The sequence below is a fragment of the Sorangium sp. So ce302 genome (genome assembly GCF_051530145.1).
Lineage (GTDB): Bacteria > Myxococcota_A > Polyangia > Polyangiales > Polyangiaceae > Sorangium > Sorangium cellulosum_B.
On record NZ_CP150326.1, the window covers coordinates 8542350 to 8568255 of the forward strand.

Annotated in this window: 23 protein-coding genes; 11 read left to right on the plus strand and 12 right to left on the minus strand. The window is 73.3% G+C overall.

Going from position 1 to position 25906, the window contains the following annotated elements; translation table 11 throughout:
• Window positions 1-99 precede the first annotated feature (99 nt).
• The 3 genes from WME73_RS32340 (at window position 100) to WME73_RS32350 (ending at window position 3077) form a co-directional block, all read left to right on the plus strand.
• Complete coding sequence (locus WME73_RS32340) at window positions 100-414, plus strand: DUF6968 family protein (protein ID WP_437912034.1); 315 nt, start codon at window positions 100-102, stop codon at window positions 412-414.
• A 505-nt stretch (window positions 415-919) separates the two neighbouring features.
• A complete protein-coding gene (locus WME73_RS32345) occupies window positions 920-1228 on the plus strand; it encodes a DUF6968 family protein (RefSeq protein ID WP_437912035.1) in 309 nt (102 codons plus the stop codon).
• Between the two features lie 988 nt (window positions 1229-2216).
• Window positions 2217-3077: a hypothetical protein gene (locus tag WME73_RS32350; protein WP_437912036.1), complete on the plus strand. Its 861-nt coding sequence runs from the start codon at window positions 2217-2219 to the stop codon at window positions 3075-3077.
• A gap of 53 nt (window positions 3078-3130) precedes the next feature.
• Here WME73_RS32350 and WME73_RS32355 read toward each other — a convergent pair whose 3' ends face one another.
• Complete coding sequence (locus WME73_RS32355; RefSeq protein ID WP_437912037.1) at window positions 3131-3412, minus strand: helix-turn-helix domain-containing protein; 282 nt, start codon at window positions 3410-3412, stop codon at window positions 3131-3133.
• 315 nt (window positions 3413-3727) lie between these two features.
• Between WME73_RS32355 and WME73_RS32360 the strand changes: the two genes are divergently transcribed.
• The 4 genes from WME73_RS32360 (at window position 3728) to WME73_RS32375 (ending at window position 8552) form a co-directional block, all read left to right on the plus strand.
• Window positions 3728-4228: an RNA polymerase sigma factor gene (locus WME73_RS32360; protein WP_437912038.1), complete on the plus strand. Its 501-nt coding sequence runs from the start codon at window positions 3728-3730 to the stop codon at window positions 4226-4228.
• A 290-nt stretch (window positions 4229-4518) separates the two neighbouring features.
• On the plus strand, window positions 4519-7233 hold the full coding sequence (locus WME73_RS32365) for a vWA domain-containing protein (RefSeq protein WP_437912039.1): 2715 nt from the start codon (window positions 4519-4521) through the stop codon (window positions 7231-7233).
• A 154-nt stretch (window positions 7234-7387) separates the two neighbouring features.
• Window positions 7388-7630, plus strand: coding sequence for a hypothetical protein (locus tag WME73_RS32370; RefSeq protein ID WP_231864310.1), 243 nt, complete (start codon window positions 7388-7390; stop codon window positions 7628-7630).
• Between the two features lie 142 nt (window positions 7631-7772).
• Window positions 7773-8552 (plus strand): high-affinity nickel-transport family protein, encoded by a 780-nt coding sequence (locus tag WME73_RS32375; RefSeq protein ID WP_437912040.1) that lies wholly within the window; start codon window positions 7773-7775, stop codon window positions 8550-8552.
• Window positions 8553-8598: 46 nt separating this feature from the next.
• On the opposite strand, the gene WME73_RS32380 is transcribed toward WME73_RS32375, so the two are convergent.
• Genes WME73_RS32380 through WME73_RS32400 form a run of 5 tightly spaced genes read right to left on the minus strand, consistent with a single transcriptional unit; the run spans window position 8599 to window position 13440 of the window.
• Window positions 8599-9357, minus strand: a complete 759-nt coding sequence (locus WME73_RS32380; protein ID WP_437912041.1) for a response regulator — start codon at window positions 9355-9357, stop codon at window positions 8599-8601.
• Between the two features lie 4 nt (window positions 9358-9361).
• On the minus strand, window positions 9362-10492 hold the full coding sequence (locus WME73_RS32385) for an ATP-binding protein (protein WP_437912042.1): 1131 nt from the start codon (window positions 10490-10492) through the stop codon (window positions 9362-9364).
• Entirely contained in the window at window positions 10492-11013 is a 522-nt protein-coding gene (locus WME73_RS32390) for a Rab family GTPase (RefSeq protein ID WP_437740211.1), read from the minus strand. The genes WME73_RS32385 and WME73_RS32390 overlap by 1 nt, the downstream gene beginning before the upstream one ends.
• A gap of 3 nt (window positions 11014-11016) precedes the next feature.
• Window positions 11017-12795: an OmpA family protein gene (locus WME73_RS32395; protein ID WP_437912043.1), complete on the minus strand. Its 1779-nt coding sequence runs from the start codon at window positions 12793-12795 to the stop codon at window positions 11017-11019.
• A gap of 54 nt (window positions 12796-12849) precedes the next feature.
• Window positions 12850-13440 carry a hypothetical protein gene (locus WME73_RS32400; protein ID WP_437912044.1) on the minus strand — a complete coding sequence of 197 codons (591 nt, stop codon included), beginning with the start codon at window positions 13438-13440 and terminating at the stop codon, window positions 12850-12852.
• A gap of 312 nt (window positions 13441-13752) precedes the next feature.
• Here WME73_RS32400 and WME73_RS32405 point away from each other — a divergent pair, with 312 nt between their 5' ends.
• On the plus strand, window positions 13753-14709 hold the full coding sequence (locus WME73_RS32405) for a hypothetical protein (RefSeq protein ID WP_437912045.1): 957 nt from the start codon (window positions 13753-13755) through the stop codon (window positions 14707-14709).
• A gap of 28 nt (window positions 14710-14737) precedes the next feature.
• Here WME73_RS32405 and WME73_RS32410 read toward each other — a convergent pair whose 3' ends face one another.
• Genes WME73_RS32410 through WME73_RS32420 form a run of 3 tightly spaced genes read right to left on the minus strand, consistent with a single transcriptional unit; the run spans window position 14738 to window position 17603 of the window.
• Window positions 14738-15433 (minus strand): hypothetical protein, encoded by a 696-nt coding sequence (locus WME73_RS32410; RefSeq protein WP_437912046.1) that lies wholly within the window; start codon window positions 15431-15433, stop codon window positions 14738-14740.
• On the minus strand, window positions 15430-16677 hold the full coding sequence (locus tag WME73_RS32415; protein ID WP_437912047.1) for an MbnH family di-heme enzyme: 1248 nt from the start codon (window positions 16675-16677) through the stop codon (window positions 15430-15432). Before WME73_RS32415 ends, WME73_RS32410 begins: the two co-directional genes overlap by 4 nt.
• Window positions 16678-16682: 5 nt before the next feature.
• On the minus strand, window positions 16683-17603 hold the full coding sequence (locus WME73_RS32420) for an MbnP family copper-binding protein (protein ID WP_437912048.1): 921 nt from the start codon (window positions 17601-17603) through the stop codon (window positions 16683-16685).
• A 308-nt stretch (window positions 17604-17911) separates the two neighbouring features.
• Between WME73_RS32420 and WME73_RS32425 the strand changes: the two genes are divergently transcribed.
• The 3 genes from WME73_RS32425 to WME73_RS32435 are packed head-to-tail and all read left to right on the plus strand — an operon-like array spanning window position 17912 to window position 21914.
• Window positions 17912-20161, plus strand: a complete 2250-nt coding sequence (locus tag WME73_RS32425; protein WP_437912049.1) for a TonB-dependent receptor — start codon at window positions 17912-17914, stop codon at window positions 20159-20161.
• An 8-nt stretch (window positions 20162-20169) separates the two neighbouring features.
• Complete coding sequence (locus WME73_RS32430; RefSeq protein ID WP_437912050.1) at window positions 20170-21054, plus strand: hypothetical protein; 885 nt, start codon at window positions 20170-20172, stop codon at window positions 21052-21054.
• On the plus strand, window positions 21051-21914 hold the full coding sequence (locus tag WME73_RS32435) for a hypothetical protein (RefSeq protein ID WP_437912051.1): 864 nt from the start codon (window positions 21051-21053) through the stop codon (window positions 21912-21914). The genes WME73_RS32430 and WME73_RS32435 overlap by 4 nt, the downstream gene beginning before the upstream one ends.
• A 30-nt stretch (window positions 21915-21944) precedes the next feature.
• Here the strand turns inward: WME73_RS32435 and WME73_RS32440 are convergent, their stop codons facing one another.
• The 3 genes from WME73_RS32440 to WME73_RS32450 all read right to left on the minus strand — a co-directional run bounded on the left by WME73_RS32440 (window position 21945) and on the right by WME73_RS32450 (window position 25843).
• Complete coding sequence (locus WME73_RS32440; protein WP_437912052.1) at window positions 21945-23705, minus strand: serine/threonine-protein kinase; 1761 nt, start codon at window positions 23703-23705, stop codon at window positions 21945-21947.
• A 73-nt stretch (window positions 23706-23778) separates the two neighbouring features.
• Entirely contained in the window at window positions 23779-25029 is a 1251-nt protein-coding gene (locus WME73_RS32445) for an NAD(P)/FAD-dependent oxidoreductase (RefSeq protein ID WP_437740222.1), read from the minus strand.
• Between the two features lie 49 nt (window positions 25030-25078).
• Window positions 25079-25843 (minus strand): class I SAM-dependent methyltransferase, encoded by a 765-nt coding sequence (locus WME73_RS32450; RefSeq protein WP_437740223.1) that lies wholly within the window; start codon window positions 25841-25843, stop codon window positions 25079-25081.
• Window positions 25844-25906 lie beyond the last annotated feature (63 nt).

Sequence of the window (25906 nt, forward strand, 5' to 3'; positions counted from 1 at the left end):
TACTGTGAACAGGCGCGACAAAATGGGCAGAGGAAGTGCCTGAGCTCCTGTTGAGCTAGGGCGCTTGACATCGCCGACGAGCGCGCTAGCTGGTGGCGCATGGCGGACGTGATCGCGCAACGTACCATCGAGCTGACACTTCCGAACGGGACGCAAGGAAGCATCCGAGTTCGAGTGTGGGCACCCGAGTACAGGCCAAGGCCATCCGCTCCGTTCTGGGAAGCTGACGTGGAAGTCGCTGGAGCGGGGAAGACCCATAAGACCAACGGCGTCGGTATCGATGCTTTCCAGGCGTTGTACTGCGCGCTTCAACTGATCCCGTCGATGCTCGTCATTTATGAGGACTTGGGCCGGCTCTCGTGGCTCGATGCGGAGTGGCTCGGGTTCCCGGAGATCAAACTCACTGAGCCGTGACTCCGGCGCGCTGACGCGCGAACGCGCGGCCGGACCAAGGGCGAGCCGCTGACCACAATATAGCCAGTTGGACATAGACGGCGGCCCCGCGCGCCGGCGTCCACCTCGATGGCGGCGAGCTCGCCGGTGAGGGAAACGACGGCACGCGCGGCCGCCCGAAAGCCGCGCCGCCCAAGATCGCCGCGAAACGTCGGGGCTTCGTGCCCGGTCGCTCGCCTGGCGCGGTTGTCCCTGGAGGAGATCATCCCTGGCCGAGGACCGCCCCGCGGCGCGCCCGTGCCGCCGACGCCGGCCGCTCCGCCCTCGGGGGCGAGCCCGACCACGTGAACGGTGCCCGCGCCGAGATCGCCGCCGCCTACCTCGACCTCCGCGCCTGCGCTGCCGCGGAGAAGGCGCCGCCCAGCTCGCCTCGATCCCTTGCCGGCAGCGCGCCGAGCTCGGGCCAGGGGGACGCGTCGTTCCCCCTGACCTGGACGCCGCACGGCACCGTCGCTAGCTGGGGGTCATGCCGGACCCGATCGCTGAACGCACCCTCACGCTGACACTACCGAACGGGAGCCAAGAAAACATCCAGGTGCGGCTCTGGGCGCCCGAGTACAGGCCAGAAGCCCTGTGCTGGGAAGCTGACGTTGAAGTCGCTGGGGCGGGAGACAGACATAAGTCCCATGGAGCCGGCGTCGATGCATTTCAGGCGCTGTATGGCGCGCTCTATTTGATCCCGACGATGCTATCCAAAGTTGAAGCAGCTGGCCGGCTCTCGCGGCTCGAAATGGATTGTGTCGGGTTCCCAGAGATCGACATTTCGCTGTCATGAGCCCATGGCCTCGTCGATCTGGCCGACGCGCACCTCGACCTCCACGGCGGCTGTTCCGCGGCCGCGCTATCCGCTCGACGCCATGTAGGGGTCCTGGCGGCAGTCTGCCGGGAAGCAGGCTCCAAGGGCAAGGAATGCGGGAAAGAGGGCAACCGCAAGGGCGCAAGGGGCGCAAGGGGCGCAAGGGACCAAAGACGAGATATTCTCTTGCCTGCCCCTTGCGCCCCTCGCGCCCTTGCGGTTGCTCTTCCCTTCTGTTGATTTCCTCGGGATTCTAACGTGATCGGTGCTCACTCCAGCAGCACAGGCGCGAGGATCGGGCTGTAGCGCAGGCGTCGCATGACCTCACTCTGGGGGCTCGGGGGTGGGAATCGCCCCGTCCGTGGGGGCGTCCTCTTCGGTACCTCCATCGGGGCCGGAGGCGAAGCGCGCTCTACGCTGTCCGCGTCGCCCGGCGCCGTGCCGGCACGTGCCGGCGGCTGCCCCAGCAACCCCGGGACGCGTGCCAGCACCCGCTGGTACAGCTCCTCGGACCTGCTGGCACGCTTCCTCGAAGCCGCTGGTATGCCTCCTCGGACCTGCTGGCACGCTTCCTCGGACCTGTGGGTACGCCTCCTCGGAACTGCTGGTACGGCTCCTCAGACCTGCTGGTACGCCGCCTCGGACCTGCTGGTACGGCTCTACGGACCTGCTGGTACGCCTCCCCGGACCTGCTGGTACGCCTCCCTGGACCTGCTGACACAATTCCTGGCCGTCTCGGCGGTGCTGGCCGCGCTCCCGGCCCGCTGGCCGCGCTCCACGGTCTGCTGGCCGCGCTCCACGGTCTGCTGGATTCGCGCCCCGGTCTGCTGGGACGCGTCCCGGGCGCGCCGGCGCAGCCCCCCGGCGTCGACACCGTGCTCTCCGGACGGCCGAGCCCGTCCGGGCCATGACGAGCTCTACCGTGCTGTTACGCTCGCCCGCTCGCCACCCCCACTGGAGGTAGGTTATGGGAATCGAACTCTCACAAGAGCAACACGCCGTCCTGAAGGAGACCCGCGCGGTCGCTACCCCCGCGGAGTTCCAGGCCCTCCTCGATACCGCGCGGCCCGAGATGGACCGCATCGTCCGCGAGGTCATGGAGCCGAGCCAACCCGTCTCGACCACCCTCACGGAGCTCCGGGACCTCTATCTGGCCGTCGTCCAGCACGAGGCGCACCTCGCGAGCAAGGCCTATGGCCCCGAGCGTCGCGCGCTGCTCCGCGGCGCCATCCAGCTCCTCGACACGGCGAACCTCTGGTTCGGCGAGGGCAAGCGCACCGGCGCCTATCAGGTGCGGCCCATCGACCAGGTGATCAAGGCGAGCCGGCCCTGGCGCGCGCGCCTCAAGGCGTTCGCCGACCAGGCGTTCGCGTTCGAGCCGGACGTCGCCGAGCAGTTCGCCGACGTCAACACGAGCGGCACGCTCACCGAGGAGACCAGCGATCTCGCCATGCTGCTCCGGCTCGCCCAGCAGCACCAGGCCCGCCTCGCGCCCGTCGGCCTCACCGAAGACTTCCTGCGCGAAGGCAGCGCGCTGCTCGACGAGGTGAGCGGCCGCGACCTGCTCGGCATCCTCGGGTTGCGCAACCGGGAAGAGGCGATGGTGCTCCGCAACTCCATCGTGACCTACGCCACGCTGCTCGGGAACGAGGCGCGCGCCGCCGGCGTCAACGCTTGCTGGGACATGCCCGAGGTCAAGCGCCGCTTCGGCGCCACCTCGTTCCGCAACGCCCTGCGGCGGCTCCGCCCGAAGCGCCGCGGCAGCGCCGCCGCCGAGGCCGAGCCGGTGCCCGCCGAGCCCGCGTCCGCCGAGCCCGCGCCGGTCTGACCCGCTCTATCCGCTCTCCTGAATCTTTCAGCGAATGCCGCCCGGAAGGCGGATCACCGCTCGCGGGGTCGTGCCTTGAGTGGCCGGCCCCGCTTCACCGGCGGAAGCTCCCGCTGACGGAACAGCACCCCAGGCCGGACGCCGAGCACGTCAGCCAGCCTCACAAGGACGGCCACCCCGACGTTGGTCTTGGCGCGCTCGACCTTCTGAAGAAAGCCGAGGGCGATTCCGGCTGCGCTGGCGAGCTCTTGCTGCGTCATGCCGCGCTTCAGGCGGATCCGGCGGACGTTGGCCCCGATGAAGCCGAGCACCTCCTCCAGCCGCACATCAGGCATGGCAAAGGCGCCGCCTCTGCTGCGATCTGGAATAGCATCTCATATATCTCATTTGTGTTGCCGCGCTCCCGCTGCGCCACCTAAGCTCCCCACAAGCAAGTGCTGCCCGCGACGGCGCCAACCGTCCGGGCAGCGTGGCCGAACCCCGCAGCAACGAGGTCCGACATGGAAACGGTACGTCCACGCCCCGAACAGGGCCAAGAGATCGATCCGCCCTCACGCCGCCGCCCGCGCTCCACGGCGCGCGGCAGGCTCGCCCGCCCGCCCGAGCCCCGACACCAGCCACCTCACCCCGCCGTCTATCTCGAAGCCGCCGTGCTTCTCGAACAGCGCCCGCTCATCCGCAGCACGCTGCGCGCCCGCGGCGTCCGCGCCGCGGATCTCGACGACGTCACGCAGGAGACCGTGCTCGGCGCCTTTTGCAGCATGCGCGCCGGCCGCTTCCGGCCGTCGCCCGATCAGCCACCGGGCGACGCCTTGCGCGCCTGGCTGGCCGCGGTCGCCTCGCGGCAGGCGTCGCACTACCGCGACAAGGCGCACCGGCGGCACGAGGTGCCCGCGGTCGATCCCGACCGGCTCTCTGCCCTCGCAGCTCCCTCTCCAGAGGAGCGCATCGTCGCGCGCGGGCTGCTCCGTGCCTTCCACCGCCTCCGCGCGGAGCTCCGCGAGGTCCTGGCGCTCACCGCCGCCGGCCTGACGATGCGCGAGATCGCGGCGGCGCTTGCGATCCCGAGGCCGACGGTGGCCACGCGGCTCCGCATCGCGCGGCACCTCTGCGCCCGGTCCCTCACCCGCCGGCGGAGGTGGCCCCGATGAGCAGCGCCCCCGTCGACGGCTGAACGTCCCGCTCCAGGCGCACGTCATCGTCACGCCCAGCGGGCGGTACCACCCCGTCCTCGAGTAGGCCATCGCGGGGGCGTCACCCCCGCCTCACCTAACCCCCTCGCCGCCGGAACCTCCCCGCGCCGCCGCTGTCATTCCGCAGGCACGACGGACAGCCGGCCAGCGCGGCCGAGCGCCCGCCTGAAGGACGCGGATCCGCGCGTCCTCCGCGCGGTTCCTGAGGACGTGAGCGCGCCGCTCCGCGCGGCGCACAGGGGAGATCTATGCCCAGCGCGAACACGACGGACGCCGGGGATGGCGGCGCCGCCACCGATCCGAACCTCACCGCCGCGAGGCAGCCCGACGCGGCGAGCACCGGCGAGGCCGCCGAGACCCCGGTGCGCTCCGTGGAGATCGTCATCTCCTGGGGCACGACCGTGCTCTTCGTCCAGCATCTGACGCCGCCGCGCGCGTTCGACGTCGGTGAGGGGCGCGACGACGGTCGCCCGTGCGACTGCTTCCTCCCCGAGCGCGCGCTCGGCGCGCGCCGCGCGCCGCTCCTCGAGGTCGACAGCGCCGGGCGCGTCGGCTTCGTCCTGCTGGGCGCCGCGACGGGGACGCTCGCGCTCACCCCCGGCGGCGCGCCGCTGTCCGCGGCCGCGGCGCGGGAGCTGCACGCCGGCGCGGAGCGCGCGTCGATCCCCGGGGCCACGCTCGTGCCCCTGCCCGCGCAAGGGCGCGTGGACGTCGAGATCGCGGGCGTGCGGATCCAGATCCGCGCCGATGCCGCCGCGGGCGAGCGCGTGGGCCGCTCGCTCGTGAGCCGGAAGAGCCTCGCCCTCCACGCCGTCTCGGCGGCCCTGCACATCGGGCTCCTCGGCGCCCTCGCTCGCTGGGCGCCGCCCCTCGTCGACCCGTCCACGGGCATGAGCGCGGATCGGATCGCGCTCGTGCAGCAGTACCTCGCGTCCGCCGACGAGCGCGAGCTGCGCGCGGCGATCGAGCGCGAGGGCGAGCCCGCCGCCGACGCGAAGGAGGGCGGCGCAGGGACGCGAGCCAAGGGCGAGGAAGGGTCGATGGGCCACCCATCGTCCACGCCGCGCGCGGGGGCGACGGGGAACAGGTGGGGGGTCAAGGGCCCGAGCGACAGCCCCGATCCGCACGTGGCGCGACAGCAGGCGCTGCGCGACTCGGCCGAGTTCGGGATGATCGGGCTGCTCAACGCCGGGGGCGGCGGCGATCCGAGCGCCCCCACGGCGCCGTGGGGGCTCGACGGCGCCGCGTCGTCCGCAGGCGGCGCGGGCCTCCCCCTCGCCGGCCACGGGGGCCTCGCCGGCGAGAGCGCGGCGCCCGGGCTCGGATCGATCGGGACGATCGGGCACGGCGCGGGCGCCGGGTCGGGCCAGGGGTTCGGGAGCGGCCACGGGCGCGCCGGCGCCTCCTCGCCGCCGGTCTCGGCGCGGAGCGCGGCCGCCTACGCTCCGGAGCCCGAGGTCGCCCTCGATCCGAACGGCCGCTTCGCCACCACGTACCGGCCCGGGGGCGGCCACCTCGCCGCGTTCGAGGCCGCCCTCGCGCGCGGCGTCGTGCCCGCGGCGGAGCGCGAGCTCGTCGGCGACGTCGCCGCCCGCTACGCCCCGGAGGTCCCGCTCGCCCCCGACAAGGCGCTCGGCCTGCGCGCCGACCTGGAGCGCGCCGCGCTCGGCCCGGGCGGCGGCGCCTTCCACCTGCGCCTCGCGCTCCGCTCCGCGGCGGCGGCAGCGGCGGCGCGGCCGCACCTCTCCGTGCACCTCGTCCTCGACACGAGCGGCTCGATGGCCGGCGCGCCGATCGACAGCGCCCGCCGCGCCGCGCAGGCGCTCGTCGATCGGCTCGCGCCGGCCGACGACTTCTCGCTCACCGCCTTCTCCAGCGACGCCGAGGTGGTGATCGAGGACGGCCCCGTCGGCCCGCGCCGCGCGGCGATCCGCCGCGCCATCGAAGGGCTCCGCGAGGGCGGCGGCACCAACATCGGCGCGGGGCTCTCGCTGGGCTACGCGCAGGCGAGCCGGCCGGGCATCCCCGAGGACGCCGTGCGCGTGGTGCTGCTCGTCTCCGACGGCCGGGCGACGAGCGGCCTCACCCACAGCGAGCGCCTGGCGTGGCTCGCCCTCGACGCCTTCCAGCGCGGCATCCAGACGAGCGCGCTCGGGCTCGGCGACGACTTCGACGGCCAGCTCATGAGCTCGATCGCGAGCGACGGGGCCGGCGGCTACTACTACCTGCGACACCCGGAGCAGATCGCGCCCGCGCTGTCGACCGAGCTCGACAAGCGCCTCGACCCGGTCGCGACCGCGGTGGAGGTGCGCGTGCGCCTGAAGGCGGGCGTCGATCTGCTCCGCGTCTACGGTTCGCGCCGGCTGGACGGCGCCGAGGCCTCTCGCGTCCGCGCCCAGGAGATCGCGGCCGACGTCGCCGCCCAGTCGCGGGACCGGATCGCGGCCGACCGACGCGACGACGCCGAGGGCGGCATGCGCTTCTTCATGCCTGTCTTCGCCCGCGATGATCGGCACGCGCTGCTGCTCAAGCTGAGCGCCGGCCCCGGCGCGGGGAAGCGAAACGTCGCGACCGTCGAGCTCAAGTACAAAGATCGGCTCTCCAAGAGGAACGTGATCGAGGAGATCCCCATCGAGGTGCGTTATGCGGACAGCGACGCCGCCAGCGCGGCGTCCGTCGACGCGTCGATGACGCGCACGCTTCAGGGCTTCGCCGCGGGCGAGTCGCTCGCGGAGGCCGCTGCCCGCGTGGCGCGCGGCGATCGCGCCGGCGCCGCCGTGCTCCTCTCCGAGCGCGAGGGCATCCTGCACGAGGCCGCGACCCGGCTGAACGAACCGCTGTTCCTGGAGGATGCGGCGCGCCTGTCGCGCCTCCGCGCGCACATCGGCGCAGAGCAAGGCCTCGGCGATCCGCTCGTGCTCGCGATGTTGCTGGAGACGGCGGGGCGATCCCGCCTGCGCTGACGCGCAATCGCAGCGCGCGCACGGGCGGAGGCGTCGCCCAGGTGGTAGGCTGAGCGCGGCCATGACAGACAGAGTCTCATCGACCGGACGCGCTGCGCTGCGAGAGTCGCTGCTCCAGTTCTCCGCTTTCGCCGACGCGCTCGAGTCCCGATCCATGCGCGAGGCCATCGATGCCTGCATCACCGTCCTGGACGCTCCAGGGCCGCTCGACAAGCGCGACCTTGCCCCGTGGCTCAAGGTCGTCCACGAGCGCGCGGCCGATGTCTTTCGACGGGGTATCCGTCAGACCACGGGTGTGCTGCGCCAGCAGATGATGCACGGCCTGAAGCAGGCTGAAGAAGACGCGGTCTGGATGCAGCAGGCCATCGACGCGCTCAGTCGAGACCGCGCGAACTGACATGCTGAGCTGAAACAGCGCTCGTCGCCCCCGCGCAGACGACGGCTCGCCGCGACAGGCCGAAGCGAGCCGGCCGGAGGCGGGAACAGGCGGCCGCGCACAGCGTGACACGACGCGCGCCGTCCGTGCTACGAGAGGGGACATGTTCGCCTCGGCGTTTCCGCTGCTGCTCCTCGGCTTCTCTCTCGGGATGCGCCACGCCACCGACGCGGACCATGTGATCGCGGTGGCGACCGTCGTGAGCCGGGTCCGGAGCCTCGGGACGGCGCTGCTGATCGGCGCGATGTGGGGCGTCGGCCACACGCTCACGCTGATGGTGATCGGCGGTGGCATCCTGCTCTTCGGGCTCGTGGTGCCGCCGCACGTCGGCCTGGCCATGGAGCTCTCGGTCGCCCTGATGCTGATCGGCCTCGGGGTGTACCACCTGGCGCGGCTCTACCGAGCGGTCCGGCGGGGCGAGCCGCCGGCGCCCGACGTTGCTCCGGTCGAGCCTGTTGCGCCTGTTGCGCCTGTTGCGCAGGTTGCTCACCACGACGGCCACCGGCACGACCTCGGCTGGGCGGACCGCGTGTTCGGCGGTTCGCGCGTCTATGCGAGCCTCCGGCCGCTGCTCATCGGCGTGGTCCACGGCCTCGCGGGCTCGGCCGCGGTGGCGCTCCTCGTGCTCACCACGGTGCGCGACCCGCGGTGGGGCATCGGCTACATCGCGCTGTTCGGCGTGGGCACGATCGCCGGGATGACGCTCATCACCGGGGTGCTCGCGCTGCCGTTCGCCTACGCGCGCGCTCGCACCAGCGGGATACACTACGCCTTCGGCGCCGTCGCCAGCCTCCTCAGCGTGGGGTTCGGCCTGTTCCTGGCCTACGACATCAGCTTCGGATCCGGGCTGTTCACCGCGAACCCGCGGTGGACGCCAGGCTGACGGCGCCCGGGTGGGCCGCGCTCGCCGAAGGGGCGACGCTCGGCGCTCACCGGCCCGCGGTCGACCAGGCGCGCTCGGCCTCGCGCGGCGACGCCGGCGCGAGGTGCGCGTCGATCTGGGTCATGAGCCAGTCGAGGAACTCGTCCTTCAGGATCGTTTGCGCCACGTGCAGATCGGTCCAGACGGGCGCGCGCGCGGCCGCCCGGTCGCTCGTCTGCACCACGACCGGGATCGTGCAGAACCTCGCGTCGTCGCGCATCGCGCGGATGAACTCCACCCCGTTCATGACGGGCATGTGGACGTCCACGATGGCCAGCGCCACGGGCTCGCGCGCGAGCAGCTCCAGGGCGTCGCGCCCGTTCTCGGCCTCGAGCACGCTGAAGCGCGGCTCGAGGATCAGCCGGTAGCACTCCCGGATGTCCGCGTCGTCGTCCACGACGAGGATGGCTACCCCCTCGACGGCGCCGAGCACGCGCTCGACGGCGGCGCGGAGCTCCCCCGCGGTGACGGGCTTGCGCACGTAGCCGGCGACCCCCCGCAGGATCGCCTCTGCCGGCTTGTTCACGACGGAGACGAGCATCACGGGCACCCGCTCGCGCGACTGCACCAGCCGGTTGAAGGCGAAGCCATCCATCTCGGGCATCAGGAAGTCCGCCAGGATGAGATCCGGCGTCCACGTCCGGAGGAGCTCCAGCGCCGCGCTCCCGCCGCGCACGGTCCGGACGTCGTACGCCGCGCCTTGCAGCGCCTCGGCCATCCACGCGAGCGTCCCCGAGTCATCGTCGACCAGCAAGAGCTTGGCCATGGCATCACCCCCCCTGCGCCCCGCCGCCACCCGCCTCGCCCACACGCCGCAGCCGGAGCCAGAACCTCGCCCCACCTTCCGGCCGCGCCTCGTACCCGATCGCCCCGCCCCACCGCTCCACCGCGATCCGGGCGCCGTAGAGCCCGAGGCCGCTGCCCGCGCCAGGGTCGTGGCCGTGCGCGAATTTCTGGAACAGGCGCGGCGCGATGGCAGGGGAGACGCCAGGCCCATCGTCCTCCACCGTCACGCGAGCCCACCGGGGCTCATCGTGCACGGCGACGCGCACCGACCTGCGCGGAGGCGTGAACCGGAGCGCGTTCTCGACGAGGTTGGAGACCACGCGCGCGAGCCTGGGCTCCTCACCGACGACGGTGCACGGCCGCGCGCAGCCGATCTCCGGCGGCGCCTCCAGGCACACCCCCCGGCTTCGCGCCATGGGCAGGAGCGCCTCGACGACCCGAGCGACGGTGCCGCGCACGTCGACCACCGCGGCGACGTCGCCGCTGGAGGCGTCGGACGCCATGCCCTCGGCGGTGAACACATCGAGGATCTCCCGGATCAGCTCGCGCTGCCGCAGGGCGGCCTTCAACGCGACCGCGGCGAGCGCGCCGCTCTTCTCCGGGAGCGGCTGCTCTCCCAGCAGGGACAGCGCGCCGAGGAGGCTGTTCAGCGGGCCGGAGAGGTCGTGAACGATGCAATGGACGAGGACATCCTTCCGCTCGACCTCGCGCGACAGCGCCTCGTGCACGAGGTGAAGCTCGCGCGCCCGCTGGAGGACGCGGCGGCGCTCCTGGAACAGCGCGTCGTTCCGGGTGATCACGAGCAGCCGCGACGAGCCCACGCGGAGCGCCGTCGCCTCGAGGTGAAGCGCCTCGTCGCCGATCATCTGCGTCCAGAAGTCGGATTGCACGCCCGGCGCGCCTTCCGCGGACCAGGCCCGCTCCGCCTCGGGGAGGAACACCTCCAGAAAGGGCAGCGCGCGATCGATCGGGAGCGGCGAGTCGCGCCACGGCGGCGCGAACCCGAGCCTTCGGAACCACGGCGGCGGCTCGCCGCGGATGACGAAGGTCCCGTCGTGCAAACGCTCGAGGACGAGCTTGTCCAGCGCAGCGAGGAGCCACGTGTCCACGTCCATCAACCCCGCAACGAAGGCGCTTCGCTCGCCAGCATGGCGCGCGTCAGCGCGTTGAACGCGCCTTCGACCCCGGCGCCGGTCTTGGCGCTCGTCCTCGTGATCCAGAGGCCCGCCCTCCTCAGCCTGGCCTCGGTGGCGTCGTCGATGTCCCACGCCGCGGTGAGATCGGCCTTGTTCAGGACGACGACGGCCGGGACCTCTCCGACGATCGTCCGCGCAGCGGTGTAGAGGCGGAGCCCGGTCTCCGCCGTGAGGCGCCGCGTGCCGTCGATGACGAGGAGCCAGCCCGCGGAGCCGCGCAGGTACGATGTCTGGACGGACTGGAACTCGTCCTCTCCGCTCAGGTCCCAGAGGATGAGGTCGAGCTCGCCTTCATCGCACATCACGCGCCGTGTCTCGATCGTCACGCCGATGGTCGTCCGGTAAGACTCGGAGAAGATGCTGCGCACGAAGCGGGCGACGAGGCTTGTCTTGCCGACCCCCGTCGCGCCCAGCACGCAGACCTTGCGTTTCTCCGCCATGACTCAGTCCTTGCTCTCCGCGTGCAGGTCCACAAGGAAGATCACGCTGCGCGCGCGGCGCTCGTCCGGGCCGGCGAGGCACTCGGCCCGCGCCGCGCCCCCGGAGCAGGACGGGGGCACGACCTCGCGCCGCGTTCCCCCGCCGCTCGCTCGCAGGCGATCGGCCGGGATCCCCCGCGCAACGAGCTCGGCCGCGACGTGCTCCGCGCGGGCCTGGCTGAGCGCTCGGTTCGACGCCTCCGATCCGACGGGATCCGCATAGCCGATCTCGCGGATCTCGGCGATCATGCCGGCCTCGCGCGCGCGGGCGATCAGCCGCCCGGCAGCGGCCGCGACCTCGTCGAGGCGCGCAGCCTGCTCGCCGGAGAGCCGCGCGGCGCCGCGGCGGAAGAGGAGCTCCATCGCCTCGAGGGAGCGCGCCGCCGCGCGCGCGCGGTCGATCGACTCCTGCGCCGTCAGGCCCTTGCCGTCGAACCCCGAGACGCCGGGGAGCACCGTTGCCGACCAGCGCGCGCGCTCGATCCAGCGCTCGGGCGCGACCCCGCTGGCCACGACGGCGCCGCCGCGCAGCGCCAGGGTGACCCCGGGCGGCGGCTCCAGAGCGCGCGCCACCCGGCGCTCGACGATCTGCGGATGGAGCGAATAGAAGGGCTCGAAGCGCAGGATGACCTCCTGGCGCACGGGGCCGCCGCGCTCGAGCACGGCCCTCGGGTCCGCGGCGAGCGGATCGCGAAGGCCCGTGAACACGACCTGGCCGGCGCGCCGCTCCGCCGCGGTGACCAGCAGGCCGGGCTCGCGCCGCAGCGCCTCGCCCCAGCCGTCGACGCGGCGCTGATCCTCGCGCGAGGCGCGCACCGAGAAGACGAGCGCGGCCGTGACGACCGCGGCCAGCAGGGCGGCCGCCGCGAGCACGGCCCGAGCTCGGCGCGGGACCGGCTGGCGCTGCTGCTGGAGGCAGCGCGAGAGCAGCTCGCGGGCGCCCGAGAACGGCGTCCGATCGCCGCGGAAGCCGGCGAGCTCACCACCGTACGAGAGGTGGACGCGCTCCAGCGTCTCGCACAGCACGAGCCCGTACGCGGGCGGCGCCACGCCGCGCACGATGGACACGAGGAGCGCCGACGGGCCGTGCTCGACCCACCCTGTCAGATCGCCCACGCGGAAGCGCTCCAGCCGCGCGTCGGTCCGGAACGCGTCGTGGGCGAACGCGTCGATGGCAGTGAGCATCGCCGTGACCTGATCGGGATCCCTGTAGGGGATCTCGTCGGCGCTGAGGTGCTCGAGGACGAGCCCCGTCCCGCGGTGGACAAGGAAGAGCTGCTCGGTCCGGTAGATCATCGAGCGGAGCAGCACCACCTCCGCGAAAGGACGCCCCGTGCGGCGCGCCTCGACGCGCCAGCGCACGCTCCGCCAGGACAGGCCGAGGGCGGCCGCCTCGTTGAGGCGCTGGATCATCGCCCGGAGAGCGCAGCGCACGGCCTTGCGGATGGCCGGCCCCATGGCGGGGGCGATCGCGTCCGCGAACGACCCCGGGTCCTGGCGCACGCGCTCCTGGATCGCGCTGGTGAGGAGCGGCTCCAGCGCCCACGAGAGCGCCTCACCCCTCTTGCGGCTCTCGATCACGGCCTCGGGCAGCGCCCCCGCGACCATCTCGACCATGGACTGGTCCAGCCGCTCCTCGATCCGCTGGATCCGGTGCTGCTCAGGGCCCACGAGCAGGGGGCGGAGGTCTTCGAGCGTCTTTCTCGGCGGAGGCGCCTCGCGGCGCGCTCTCGGCTCTCGCATCGTTCTTCTCCGGACCGCCGCGCCCGCTCCGCTGGGCGGAGCGGCGCGGCCGCCTCACGCTGCCTCGTCCGAGCGGCGCTCCGCCTTCTGGTACCGCTCCGACTCCGCGGCCGCCTCGCGCGCCGGCGCGTCCGGCGCGAGCGCTTCGGCGCCGTCGGCCCACACGGCGGCCAGCTCGCGCTCGAGCATCGCGCTCAGCTCGCTCCGCGTACGCCGCGTCTCGTCGACGAACGCCTTGGACTGGTCGAGCATCTGCTGCCGGAGCTCGCGCTGCGTGCGCCCCACGAGCTCCTCCAGCCGCTGGACCCGCTGCGCGATCAGCTCGAGCGCCTCCCGCGACTCGCGCGCGACGCTGCCGAGCGCGCCGTCGGCGGCCGCGCGCTGGGCCTCGATCGACGCGCCGAGCGCCTCGATCTCCCTGCGCATGTGCGCCTCCAGCATGTCCAGACGCCGCCACGCTTCACTCCGCAGCTCCTCCGCCTGGGCGGCGACCTGAGCGTCGGTGTGCGAGAGCCGGCGAGCGAACTCGCGGAACTGGGCGCCGCACAGGATGTCGCGCACCTGCTCCAGGCTGTTGGTGATCGCGGACTCTGCGTGTCCTGCGGTGGCTTCGTGCTCCGCCCGCCCGCTCGTCCTCATGGTCATGATCAAGGCCCCCTCTCCGTGCGTGCCACGCGTGTCGCGTTCGGCGAGCCGAGCTCGCTCGTCATCGCGCTCCCGTATCGCTTCGTCGCGCTCGCGACGCCTCACCGAGCTCGCTCCCCCAGGTTTTCTCTTCCGTCTGGACACGATGCCCCTCGCTCATCACGTCACGCGCTGCGCAACATGGGTCAGCACCCTGGTCGCGGGTAGCCCTCGGAAGGCCGCGGGGGCGGCCGCGGCTCGGCCGGGGAGCCGCTCGGCTGCTCCGCGGCGCCGCGCTGAACAGGAGCTCTCGGAGCCCGGTAAGATGCTCCCATGCGAACTCCGCGAACCTCCCTGGTGGCCGCGGCCTTCCTCGTGGCCTGCGGCGCTCCGGCCGGCGGCGCTCCTTCGGCCAGCGCTCCTTCCGCGAGCGCTCCTTCCGCGAGCGCCGCCGCCTCGGGTTCCAGCTCGCCCCCGGCCGCCCCGCAGGCCGCCGCCCCCGCAGCCGCGGCCTCCCCGGCGCCGGCGCCCTGCGGCGCGCTGGGCTGCCTCGCCTTCGATACGCCGGCCCAGGCCTTCGCCCACGTCCTGGAGAGCGGCCCGCGCGTGCTCGCGGTGGGCGAGGCGCACGCACAGCGAGGCGCGGAGGGCATCCCGTCGGCGACCCGACGCTTCACGGAGCTCTTCCTGCCGGCGCTCGCCGGCCGCGCCTCCGATCTGATCATCGAGCTCTGGGCCGTGGACCCGCGCTGCAAGAAGGAGCAGGTCGCGCGGGTCGAGACGGAGCAGCGGACGGTCACGCAGGGCCAGGCGGCGCAGAACCAGGACGAGTTCCTCGCGCTCGGCCACGCGGCGAAGCGGCTCGGCATCCGGCCCCACCAGCTCACGCCCTCCTGCCAGGAGGTCGACGCCATCGTGCGCGCGGGGCCGGACGCGGTGACGGCCATGCTCGAGATGATCGCGCGCCAGACGGCCGCCGAGGCGAAGGCGCTGCTCGGCCGCGAGGACGCCGCGGGAAAGATGGTGATCGCCTACGGCGGGGCGCTGCACAACGACGTCGCCCCGCGCCCTGGACGCGAGCGCTGGAGCTTCGGACCGGAGCTCTCCGCGATCACCGCCGGGAAGTACGTGGAGCTCGATCTCATCGTCCGCGAGTTCATCAAGGAGTCGGAGTCCTGGCGGGCGCTGCCGTGGTATCCCCATTTCGACAGGGAGGAGCACCCGGACAAGGCGGTGCTCTTCAACCCCGCGCCGGGCTCGTACACGCTCATCTTCCCGCGCTCGTCCTGAGCCGGCACCGCCGCGCCGCGCGGCGGCTTCAGGGCAGGATGGTGAACGTGACCGACGCGCCCGGGAAGGGACCGCCGCCCTGCACGATGCGGTTGTTCTCGAACAGCGCGCTGGTCACGCCGACCGTGATCGGCGCACCGGCAGCGCGGAGCTTGTCCCAGGCCGCCGCGTCCGGCGTGTAGCTCAGCTTGGTCGTGAACACCCGGAGCAGCAGCTCGCGCTCCGCCGTCGTGAAGACCAGGAAGTAAGCGCGCCCGTTGATGGGCGTCCCGTGAGCCCAGGCGGCGCGCGCCGGCCCAAGGAGCGCCCCGAGCTCCGCGACGATCGACGCCCCCGGCGCGGCGAGCTCCCGCGCCCCCGGCGCCGCGGCGGCCGCGAGCCGCAGCTCCGGCGCGGCCCGAGGCGCCGTCCGCTGCGCCGCGCCCGCGACGTGGAAGGTCAGCTCCGGCGCGGCGTCGCCGGGGAGCATCGCGCCGTCCTCGGGCGCGTCGAACACCGTGCCCTGCGAGGGATCGTCCTTCGGCTCCACGGCGAGCAGCGCCGCCAGGGCCTCGTCGGTCGCGCCGCCCTCGAAGATGACGTCGGCCAGGGTCGGGTCGGACGCCGTCCCGCTCGACGTGTGGTCGTGGCTGTGACCACACGCCCCGGTGTACATCGCGGCCGACGCGAGCGCCGCCAGCGCGGGCACGAGGAGCGCCCGGCTCAGGAAAGGCCTTCGGCTCACGGCGCCTCCGCCCAGGGATCCGCGAAGCGCGGGTCCTTCAGAAACTCGTCGTCCGTCAGGGTTTGCAAGAAGGCGATCACGTCCGCTCTCTCCTCTTCTGTGAGATCGAACCCGCTGATGAGCTCGCTCTTGAACTTGTTCTCGCTGCCCACACCGGCGTTGGGGAGGCCAGCCTCGATCGTGCGCCCTCCGGCGGCGTAATGGTCGAGCACCCCCTCGAGCGTCTCGATGCTGCCGTCATGCATGTACGGCGCCGTGACGGCGATGTTCCGAAGCGTGGGCGCGCGGAACCGGCCCATGTCCGCCTCTTTGTGGGAGATCTCGTAGACTCCCCCGTTGCCCTCCGGGTAAGCGCCGTTCCCGTCCGTGTTGTAGAGCCCCGTGTTGTGGAACATCACCTCCGTGAAGGTGGTGCCGTCGTGCTCCACCGAGTCCGACAGGTTGAAGCCGCCGTGGCAATGGAAGCACTCCAGCTTCTCGGAGAAGAAGAGATCCATCCCCCGCAGCGCCGCATCGGACATCCCGGAGGGGTCGCCGCCGTAACGGTAACGGTCGTAGGGCGCGCGGTAGGAGAGCAACGACCGCTCGAACGCCGCGATCGCCTTCGTGATGTTCGCGAGGCGGATGGGCTCGTCGTCGCCGGGGAAGGCCTCGGGAAAGAGGTCCTGGTACACCGGCTCGCCCTGTAGCCGCTCCAGGAGCTCGCCCTCCATGCCGGCGAGCCCGAGCTCGACCGGCGTCTCGCCGAACATGGGCAGGAGCGCTTGCTCCTCGAGCGCTTCGACGAGCGGATTCGCCCAGGTCAGCGTCGTGAGGTAAGCGACGTTGGCCAGGCTCATCGAGCTGCGCGAGTGCAGCTGGCCGGTCGAGCCCTCGGCGTTCGCGAGGTGGTCGGTGAACGCGAGCTCCTGGCGATGGCACGAGCCGCACGAGTACGTGCCGTTGCCGGACAGGCGCACGTCGTAGAACAGCCGCCTGCCAAGCTCGACCTTCGCCGGCGACATCGGGTTGTCCTCGGGGACCTTGGGCACCGGAAAGCCCGTCGGCAGCCCCCACGCATAGGCGCCCGCGCCGCCTCCCCCATCGCCGCCGCCGCCCTGGCCGCCGGCGCCCTCCCCCGTCGATCCGCCCGGGCCTTGCGGCCCATCGTCGTCGCCGCAGGCACAGCAGAGGGCCGCGAGCGCGGCGAGGGCGGAGGAGATCGCCGAGCGGCGGAGAGCGGTCATCGAAGCGAACATCGCCATGGCGCCTAGTCTATCCTGAAGAACGACTGCTGATCGGGGCGCGGCGAGCCGTCGGTGCTGTCGATGCCGAGATGGGTGAAGAGCGGCAGACACTCGGAATCCGACGGATCCGACATACAGCCGGGGATGTCGTCGGCGCTCCCCGACAGGTCGCTGTCCGCGACGAGCGCCGCATAGTCGACGAGCACCTTCGTCGTGAGCGGGTCGATGCCCTCGAAGACGATCTCGGCGACGTTGGGGCGATCACACGCGGTCACCTCGCCGCCCGCGCCGGCGACGCAGCCAGTGCTCCCGATGTGCACGAGGAACGGCTTGTCGTCCGCCGTGGAGACGCTGTCGAGGCGCAGGAACTTGTACCCGTCGTTCCAGCTCCAGAACAGCCCCGTCAGGTTGAGCGGCGACGGCGCGCTCGACGCGTCGCCGTGGTTCAGGTCGAACGGGACGCCCAGCTTGAACGACAGCCCGTCGTAGTCCCCGGCCGGGACCGTCCCGCGCACCACGCCGTTCGTCTCCTCCGTCCCGTTGGCGCAGGTGCCCGATCGGTCCTCGAAATCGAGGAGCACGACGTCCTGGTACTGCCACAGCTCGTCCTGCTCGAGCGAGAGCGGCACCTCCTCGCCGTCCGCGCGGCGCAGGCGCACGTCGTGGATGTAGAGGCGGAAATCGTTCAGCCCCACGTCCGTCGAGGCGCTGCCGACAGCGTACGTCTCGCTGCAGGAGAACACCTCGTCGCGGACGCGGCCTTCGAACTGCAGCTCGACAGCGATCGTCTCAGCCCCGCCGCTCCCGCCGCCGCCACCGACGCCCGTCGAGGTCGACGCGCCGTCGACAGGGTTCACCCCCTCATCGTCGCCGCACGCCATGAGCGCGAGGGCCGCCCCGACCAGCGGGAACCAGAGCCGTGATGCACGAAGACCGGATTCCATGAGCGTCCTCCCGAGGAACGATGCGCGCCACGATAGGCCGCGCCGCCCCTCGCCTGAATGCGACATGTTGTCGCTATCTCGATCCGCCCGAGAGCGCGAGTCGATACGGCGTCGGAAGAGGGCTCGCGGACGGCCCCGGAGCAATCTTCGGCGGCCAGCAGACAGCGACGCCACCGACGAACACACGAACACACGAACGCGCTCGCCGCCTGCGACGTCGACCAAACCGCCGGCGCGCCCGCCGGGCGAGCGTGCGCGTCCGCATGGTAACACGAACCGATCAAATCGTGCTACTGGCCAGCCCACCTGTGATTCGCTCCCTGAGCACGGCGCTCCCGCTGCTTCTTGTCATCGCGTCCGCCGCGCCTGCGCGCGCTGGCGACGGTGCCGCACCTGCACGTGCCGGCGATGGCGCCGCGCCTGCGCGCGCCGGCGACAGCGCGGCGCCTGCACGCGCCGGCGCCGCGCCTCCGCCCGCGGCCGGGGCGGCAACGTCGGCGGGCGGCGATGCCTCGGGCGGCGCCGGCGCAGCGACGCCCGCCTCCGGCGCGGCGGGCGCCGCTGCGCCCGTGTCCGACGCCGCGCCCATCACGGTCGTGGTGCAGGGCGCGGCGCCGCCGCGCAGCGCCTCGGAGTCGGTGCGCGGGCAGGCGGAGATCCGGGCGGCGCCCCACCGGACGGCGAGCGACGTGCTGCAGCTCGTGCCGGGCGTGTTCACCTCCCAGCACAGCGGCGAGTGCAAGGCGCACCAGATCTTCTTCCGCGGCTTCGACGCGGTCCACGGGCAGGACCTCGAGATCTGGGTCGCGGGCGCGCCGGTCAACGAGGTCTCCAACGTCCACGGCCAGGGCTATACCGACCTCCATTTCGTGATGCCGGAGGTGATCGGCGAGCTCCGCGCGCAGCCGGGGTCGTACGACCCGCGCCAGGGCGACTTCGCGGTCGCCGGGACGATGCGCTTCGATCTCGCCTACGGCGAGCCGGGGATCACCGCCACCGCCTCCGCGGGCTCGTCCGGCGCGCGCCGGCTCTTCCTCGCTTACCACCCCGAGAACGCGGACGACGCCACGTTCGCGGCCTTCGAGGCGTACGGGACCGACGGCTTCGGGCCCGCCCGCGCCGCCGGCCGGGCCTCGCTCGTCGCGCAGGCCGTCTACCGGCCGGTCGCCGGCGTCTCCGCCCGGGTGATGGCGTCGGCGTTCGCCTCCCGCTGCGGCTCCGCCGGCGTCCTGCGCCTCTGCGACATCGAGTCGGGCAAGGTCGACCGCTTCGCCTCGTACGATCCCGATCAGGGCGGCGACTCGTCGCGCGCGCAGCTCGTCGTCGATCTGCGCGGCTCGGGCGACGGCGCCGCCCGCGGGGAGGGCCTCTCGCTCACGCCGTTCGTCGTGCTGCGCGCGCTCCGGCTGCGCTCGAACTTCACCGGGTACCTCGCGGACCCCACGAACGGCGACGCCACCCAGCAGCTCAACGAGGCGATCACGGCGGGCGCCACCGCGTCCTACCGGCTCACCTTCCCGCTGCTCTCCGACCGCGACACGTTCGAGGCGGGCGTCGTCGCGCGCACCGACTGGATCGAGCAGTCGCAGCGGCGTCTCGCGGCCGTCGACGACAGGCCGACCGCCACGCTCGTCGACGCGAAGGTCCGCGCGACCGACATCGCCGGCTACCTCGACGCGTCGATCCGGCCGGCGCGGCGGATCACGCTGCGCGGCGGTCTGCGCGCCGACGGCCTCGCGTACCAGGTCGTCGACAATGTCGGCCAGGGGGCCCAGGCGCGCAGCGCGCAGGGCGTCCACGTTGGCGGCAAGGGCACGGTCGACGTGGCGCTGTTCCCCGGGCTCCGCGCGCTCGCCAGCGTGGGCCAGGGGTTCCGCTCGCCCCAGGCGCGCAGCCTCGGCGACGGCGAGCGGACCCCCTTCACGCGGGTGCTCTCCGCCGAGGCCGGGCTCCGCTACGCCGACGAGCTCGTGCGGGCGTCGGCGGCGCTGTTCCACACGCGCCTCAGCGAGGATCTCGTCTTCGACGAGGCGACCGCCCGCAACGAGCCCGTGCCCGCCACGGCCCGCACCGGGGTGGCCCTCGACGCGGTGGCGCACCCGGCGCCGTGGCTCGTGTCGAGCGTCGGCCTGACGTACACCCGGGCCGCCTTCACCGCGTCCGGGGGGCGCTACGCGGCGGGCGATCTCCTCCCCTTCGTGCCCCAGGTCGTCGCCCGCGCCGATCTCGCGGTGACGCCGCGCCTCGGCGCGCTCTTCGGCAGGCGCCTCGAGGCCCGCGCCGGCGCGGGCGTGACGCTGCTCCACGGCCGCCCCCTGCCGTTCGGAGAGGTCGGCCACGACGCGCTCGTCACCGACGTGACGGCGCACGTCCGCTACCACCGCGTCGAGCTCGGGCTCGACGTCTACAACCTCCTCGACGCGGCGTGGTTCGACGGCGAGTTCGTCTACCCCTCGAGCTTCACCCGCGGCGCGGCGCCCGACCTCCTCCCCGCGCGGCACGTGACGGTCGGCGCCCCGCGCAGCTTCCTCGCTTCGCTCTCCCTCTACATCGGCTGAGGACCTCGATGACATCCACCACCGCACAGACCCGATCCCGCCGGCGCGCCGCCCTCGCCGCGTCGGGGCGCCTCGCCGCGGCGCTCGCCGCGGGCGCGCTCGCCGCCGGGTGCGGCGCCGCAGGCGACGACGCGACCTCCGGCAAGCGCCTGACCCTGGCGACGCAGATCGCGCCCGACGCCGCGTCGGCCGCGCCGTTCACGAACGCGCTCGGCTGGACCATCACGCTGTCGAAGGCGCACCTGGCGATCGGGTCGCTCCACTACTTCGAAGGCGCCCCGTTCACGGCGCGGCGGCCTTCGCCGGGCGGCGGCCCCTCGCTGCTGGAGCGGCTCGCCCGGTGGGCCGTGCCCGAGGCGCACGCGCACCCGGGCCACTACCAGGCCGGCGAGGCGAGGGGCCAGATGACGCAGCCGACGTCGGTCGACCTGCTGCAGGGGACGACGGCGCTCGCGGACGCGGACGCCGTGAGCGGCGTCGCGCGATCCGCGCGCTTCACGTTCGGCGCGCCGCCCTCGGGCCCGCTCGCCGCGGCGCTCGACGGGCACGTCGTCGCCGTGGAGGGCCGCGCCGAGAAGGGGGAGCTCGCGCGGGTGTTCCGCGCGCGCGCGCTGGCCACCGACGTCGCCGACGACACGACCGGCGAGCCGTCGGTGGAGGGGTGCGTCTTCGAGGAGGTCTTCCTCGACGGGCCCGGCGCCGTCACGCTCGTCGTGAAGCCGGCGGTCTGGCTCGATCAGGTCGACTTCGAGGCCGTCGCCGCGAGCGAGGACGGCGCGCCGGTCGACCTCGAGCCCGAGAGCCAGGCCCAGCGCGGCTTCACGCGGGGACTCAAGAAGGGGACGGCCTACGCGCTCTCGTTTGCGCCCGGCTCCCCGGAGGAGAAGGAATGACGATGAAAGGACTGTGGGTGGCGGCGGCGACGCTCGCCGCGGCGGCGCTCGCCGGCTGCGGCGAAGGCGAGCCTGGGGCCGGGAGCGTGGCGTTCTCGACGTGGGGAGAGGAGTACATCGAGCAGGAGATCCCGGCCGCCGATCTCGCGGACGGCTGGAGCATCCAGTACGAGAAGTTCCTGTTCGTCGTCCGGAACGTCACCGTCGCCGATCGCGAGGGGAACGTCGGAGCGCGCATGCAGGGCTCGATCCTGTTCGACCACACGAAGGCCGGCGCGAAGCCGGTGGTGACCTTCGACGACCTCGAGGCGAAGCCCTGGGAGGCCGTCTCCTACGAGATCGGCCCGGTGGACGCGGACACCGCGCTCGAGGGCGCGACGGAGGAGGACAAGGCGCTCATGCTCGCGGCGGGAGCGTCCGTGCACATCGAGGCGATCGCGCGGAAGAGCGACGGCGGCGGTGAGGTCGAGAAGCGCCTCGACTGGACCTTCTCGCTCGCGACGCGCTACGCCGACTGCAAGGGTGAGAAGGCCGGCAAGGAGACCGACGGCGTCCTCGTCACGAACGGCGGCACCGACGACGTGGAGCTCACCATCCACGGCGACCACTTCTTCTACGACGACCTCCAGGCCGCGACCGCCGCGCGCCGGTTCGCGCCCATCGCCGCCGCGGACGCCGACGACGACGGGGCCGTCACCCTGGAGGAGCTCGCCGCGGTGCGCCTCGTCGAGATCAAGGAGGGCCCCTACGGGACGGGCAGCGCCGGAAACATCAATGATCTCGGAGCGTTCATCGCGGCGCTCTCGCGCACGATCGGGCACTTCCGCGGCGAGGGAGAGTGCGTCTCCGGAGACCCGTGACGGGGCCGGGCGCGCGCTCGCCCGCGGCGATCACTCGATCCCGACGGTCGTCGTGACGTCCTGGAGCTCGCTCCCGTCGAACGCCGGCACCCGCGCGGAGCCGAGCAGCATCTGCACGCAGCTCCCGGCCGGGGTCATCGCGACCTGCGGCTCGATCGCGATGCGCTGCACGGCGCCCGCGGGGTTGAAGAACACTCGCGCCGTCACCGCCCTCGGCCCCGCCTTGCCCTTGCAGTGGATCCGCGCGGTGGCGCCCTTCGCTTGCAGCGCCGCGTGGGCCGCGCCGCGATCGAACGGCCTCGGCGCGCTCGGCTGCGCCGCCGCGATCGCCGCCGCCGCCGGCGCGGTGCCTTCGCGCGTGGGGCGCGGGGACCTCGGCGCGGGCGCCGGCGCCGGAGCGTCGCGAGGGCCAGGCGACGGCTGCCGCTCGCCCGCGCCGTTCGCGTCGCCCGCCAGCGCCGGCGAGCGCGCGTCGCCGCCGCGGCCTGGGCTGACCACCGTCGGGTGCGCCGGCACCGGCAGGCGCTGCACCAGCCGGACGTCGCTCTGCGCGCGGCCGGCGTAAAAGGCGATCGCCGCCATCGCGAAGCCACCGGCCAGGCCGCACGCGAGGAGCAGCGGCCCCCGCCGCGCGGGCCTGGGAGGGGCCTCCGGCGGCGCGCTGCTCGCCAGGACGGGCGCGGGCGTCACCGGGGGGCGCGCGCTGACGGGCGGCGACGATGCGCCCGCGCCGGCGGGCGACGACCGCGCGCGCTGCGCGTCCGAGGCCATCTCGGTCGGTCCGGTCATCGACAGGCGCGAGGCAGGCCCCGCCGGGGTGAGCGCCGCCGCGGCGCTGAACGGCACCACCGAGATCGCGCCGCCCGCGGCGCGCACGCTGCGCGGGTCGAGCGGATCGACGAACAGCGCCGGGCCGAGCGCGTCGAAGGCCTCCTGCGCCGTCTGGAAGCGCTGCGACGGCTCCCTCGCGACGCAGCGCGCGAACCAGGCGTCGAACGGGTGCACGATACAGCCGGCGCGCCCGAGCGCGGTCGCGCGCACCGACGCCGGGTCGATCGGCTCGAAGAGGATCTCGCGGAGCAGCACCGGCATCGCGGTGCCCATCGGGTCGTTCGCGGCGCGCCAGTACATGCGCCCGGTGAGCAACGCGAACGCGATCAGCCCGAGCGCCCACACGTCGGTCGCCGGCGAGATCTGCCCGCGCGGGTCGGACTGCTCGGGCGCCATCCAGAGGGGCGTGCCGAGCGACGCGGTCGCCATCGTGCTCGCCTCCGCGGCGATCTTCGCGATGCCGAAGTCGAGGACCTTGACCGACCAGCGCGCCGTCGCGCTCTGCGTCTTCGCGAGGAACACGTTCTGCGGCTTCATGTCCCGGTGGACCACGCCCGCCCGGTGGGCGGCGCCGAGCGCGTGGCAGACCTGCCGGAAGATCTCGTGCATGTCCTGCGGCGAGAGCAGCCCGCTGCGCCTCATCCGCTGCGAGAGATCCTCCCCCTCGAGCAGCTCCATCGCGAGCCAGGGCACGCCGCTGGCCGTGTCCACGCCGGCGCCGATCACCTGCACGACGTGATCGCTCTCCACCAGCGCGCCGACGCGCGCCTCCTGCTCGAAGCGCTCGCGCAGCCGGGCGTCCGCGCAGAGCTGCGGGTGCATGAGCTTGAGCGCCCGCAGCTTGCCAGTGCTCGCCTGCTCGGCGATGTACACGGCGCCCATGCCCCCGGCGCTGAGGGGCCGAACGATCCGGAACTCGCCGAAGAGCATCCCGACCGCCGGCTGGAACGGCGCGACCATGGCGGGCGATGCTAGCATGGTGGCCGTCGCGGGGGTGTCGGGGCTCACGGGCGCGGCGCGTCTCGCTGCCTCGTTATGCGTGCGCGCCGTCGGCGCTGCCTGCGCTGCGCGCGCGCGGCGGGAGCGACGCGACGATGCGCTCGATCCCGATCCGGCCCGCGACGAGCGCGCCCGTCGCCGCCGCGCGGAGCGCGTCGCCCGCCGGCTGGGCTCTGCCGGCGAAGTGCCGGACGCCGAAGCGCAGGAACGACGGCTCGCCGAGGAGGTAACGCTCGACGCGCTCCCGCGGCGCGCCGTAGAAGGCGCGCATCACCCGGCGCCGGAAGCGCAGGTCGAGGCCCAGCAGCGATCGCTCGACGCGCCGGCCCCAGTCGTGGAACCCGAGATCGCGGGCGTCGAGCTTCTCGGCGAGGTACTCGCCCGCGAGGGCCCCGTACGCGATCGCCTGGGCGATCCCCTCTCCCAGCATCGGATCGATGCCCGCGGCCTCGCCGACGAGCAGGGCGGCGGGCCGCGCGATCACGGCCCGCCGGTCGAGGCCTCGCTCGGCGAAGCGCTTTCGCCGGTAGCGGTCCGGGTCGAGGCCGAGCGCCTCGAGCCTGCTCCGGAGCACGCGCTCGGCGTCGGGCGCGGGGCGCGCCACGCCGAGCGCGCCCTCGTGCAGCACGTAGGCCCCCCGGCAGACGAGCTCACGCCCGCCGACGATCGTGGGGAAGTCCCACAGATAGCCGGCGAACGAGCGGTCCCGCATCTCGAAGTGCAGGAGGTCGCGCGCCCGGTCCGCCGCGACGGGCTCGGTGTCGACCTCGACGGCCTGCGCGCGCAGCCTGCCGAACGGCAGCCCCATCGCGCGGCGGACGACGCTGCCGACGCCGTCCGCGCCGACGACGACGCGGCCGTCGAACACCCCGGCCGAGCTCTCGACGCGGGCGCCGTCCTCGCCCAGCGCGGCGCCGGTCACCCGCGCCCCCTCCACGATCCGGACGCCCCGCGCCCGCGCGGCGAGCGCGAGCGCGCGATCGAACTCGGCGCGCCGGACGACGCGGCCGATGTTGCCCTCGCGGAGCGCGACCTCGCCGGCCTGGAAGGCCGCGCTGATGCCGTGCACCACGACCGAGGGCACGTCGATCGTCACCCCGATCGACGAGAGCGCCCTGTCCGCTCGCTCGCCGAGGCCGCCTGCGCAGGACTTGTCCCGCGGGTAGCGCTCCTTTTCGAGCACCACGATCCTGTCGGCGAGGGCCGGGCGATGATGGGCGAGGAAGAGCGCCGTGCTCACGCCCGCCGGCCCGCCTCCGACGATCACGACTTCATGCGCCGCCATGCGGGGGCCGCTCTAGCACGGCGCCCCCGTCGGCGGGCTCGCCGGACGCTCACCGCCGCTCGTACAGGGGCACCAGCGTCCGGTAGGGGAAGAGGTACACGCTCTTCCCCGCGAGGTCCGGGTGGTTCGCGGCCAGCTCGCGGATCTCGTTCAGGACCGCATAACGCTCCTGCAGGGGGAGCGCCGAGATGTAGCTGATCGACGCGACGCGCTCGAGGAGCCCATCGAGGTCGAGCTCCTGCGTATGGGTGAACTCGTGCTCTCCGAGCGGCGCGAAGAGGCGGGAGTCGGAGAACGTCCGGCGCCAGGCGCCGAACCTGTGTATCGGAGCATCCCGGCCGTGGCGGTCGAGGATGTGGGAGATGCGGGCGACCCAGTCGACGCGCTCGTCGCGCAGGTTGAAGAGCAGGGAGAGGCGCCCTCTCGGCCGGAGCACGCGGTGGATCTCGGCGAGCGCGAGATCACCGTGAAACCAGTGGAACGACTGCGCGGCGACCGCGGCGTCGACCGATGTCTCGGGCAAGGGGATGGCCTCGGCGACCCCATCGAGCGGGATGGCGGACGGGACCATCTGGCCCAGCTTGCGGCGCATCCCCTCGACCGGCTCGAGCGCGAGCAGCCGCGCGCCCGTGGGCACCAGGAGGCGCGTGAGCTTGCCGGTGCCGGCGCCGAGATCGAGCACCGTGCTCGTCGCGTCGATGCGGAGCGTGTCGCGCAGGAGCTCGATGGCGCCGCGCGGGTAGTCCGGGCGCCCCTTCTCGTAAGCATCCGCTGCAGTCGCGTAGCCCTGTGCAGCGAGGCGATGGAGAGTCATGGCCTGCATCCGCTCCGAGTTAAGGAGGATCTAGCGCAGCGCCGGAGGGACCACCCACCCCGA

Excerpts from the sequence above, each read along its gene's own strand:
- WME73_RS32340 (WP_437912034.1), top strand. The coding sequence starts at position 100 with ATGGCGGACGTGATCGCGCAACGTACCATCGAGCTGACACTTCCGAAC.
- WME73_RS32345 (WP_437912035.1), top strand. The coding sequence starts at position 920 with ATGCCGGACCCGATCGCTGAACGCACCCTCACGCTGACACTACCGAAC.
- WME73_RS32350 (WP_437912036.1), top strand. The coding sequence starts at position 2,217 with ATGGGAATCGAACTCTCACAAGAGCAACACGCCGTCCTGAAGGAGACC.
- WME73_RS32355 (WP_437912037.1), bottom strand. The coding sequence starts at position 3,412 with ATGCCTGATGTGCGGCTGGAGGAGGTGCTCGGCTTCATCGGGGCCAAC.
- WME73_RS32365 (WP_437912039.1), top strand. The coding sequence starts at position 4,519 with ATGCCCAGCGCGAACACGACGGACGCCGGGGATGGCGGCGCCGCCACC.
- WME73_RS32370 (WP_231864310.1), top strand. The coding sequence starts at position 7,388 with ATGCGCGAGGCCATCGATGCCTGCATCACCGTCCTGGACGCTCCAGGG.
- WME73_RS32375 (WP_437912040.1), top strand. The coding sequence starts at position 7,773 with ATGTTCGCCTCGGCGTTTCCGCTGCTGCTCCTCGGCTTCTCTCTCGGG.
- WME73_RS32380 (WP_437912041.1), bottom strand. The coding sequence starts at position 9,357 with ATGGCCAAGCTCTTGCTGGTCGACGATGACTCGGGGACGCTCGCGTGG.
- WME73_RS32385 (WP_437912042.1), bottom strand. The coding sequence starts at position 10,492 with ATGGACGTGGACACGTGGCTCCTCGCTGCGCTGGACAAGCTCGTCCTC.
- WME73_RS32390 (WP_437740211.1), bottom strand. The coding sequence starts at position 11,013 with ATGGCGGAGAAACGCAAGGTCTGCGTGCTGGGCGCGACGGGGGTCGGC.
- WME73_RS32395 (WP_437912043.1), bottom strand. The coding sequence starts at position 12,795 with ATGCGAGAGCCGAGAGCGCGCCGCGAGGCGCCTCCGCCGAGAAAGACG.
- WME73_RS32400 (WP_437912044.1), bottom strand. The coding sequence starts at position 13,440 with ATGACCATGAGGACGAGCGGGCGGGCGGAGCACGAAGCCACCGCAGGA.
- WME73_RS32405 (WP_437912045.1), top strand. The coding sequence starts at position 13,753 with ATGCGAACTCCGCGAACCTCCCTGGTGGCCGCGGCCTTCCTCGTGGCC.
- WME73_RS32415 (WP_437912047.1), bottom strand. The coding sequence starts at position 16,677 with ATGGCGATGTTCGCTTCGATGACCGCTCTCCGCCGCTCGGCGATCTCC.
- WME73_RS32420 (WP_437912048.1), bottom strand. The coding sequence starts at position 17,603 with ATGGAATCCGGTCTTCGTGCATCACGGCTCTGGTTCCCGCTGGTCGGG.
- WME73_RS32430 (WP_437912050.1), top strand. The coding sequence starts at position 20,170 with ATGACATCCACCACCGCACAGACCCGATCCCGCCGGCGCGCCGCCCTC.
- WME73_RS32435 (WP_437912051.1), top strand. The coding sequence starts at position 21,051 with ATGACGATGAAAGGACTGTGGGTGGCGGCGGCGACGCTCGCCGCGGCG.
- WME73_RS32440 (WP_437912052.1), bottom strand. The coding sequence starts at position 23,705 with ATGGTCGCGCCGTTCCAGCCGGCGGTCGGGATGCTCTTCGGCGAGTTC.
- WME73_RS32445 (WP_437740222.1), bottom strand. The coding sequence starts at position 25,029 with ATGGCGGCGCATGAAGTCGTGATCGTCGGAGGCGGGCCGGCGGGCGTG.
- WME73_RS32450 (WP_437740223.1), bottom strand. The coding sequence starts at position 25,843 with ATGACTCTCCATCGCCTCGCTGCACAGGGCTACGCGACTGCAGCGGAT.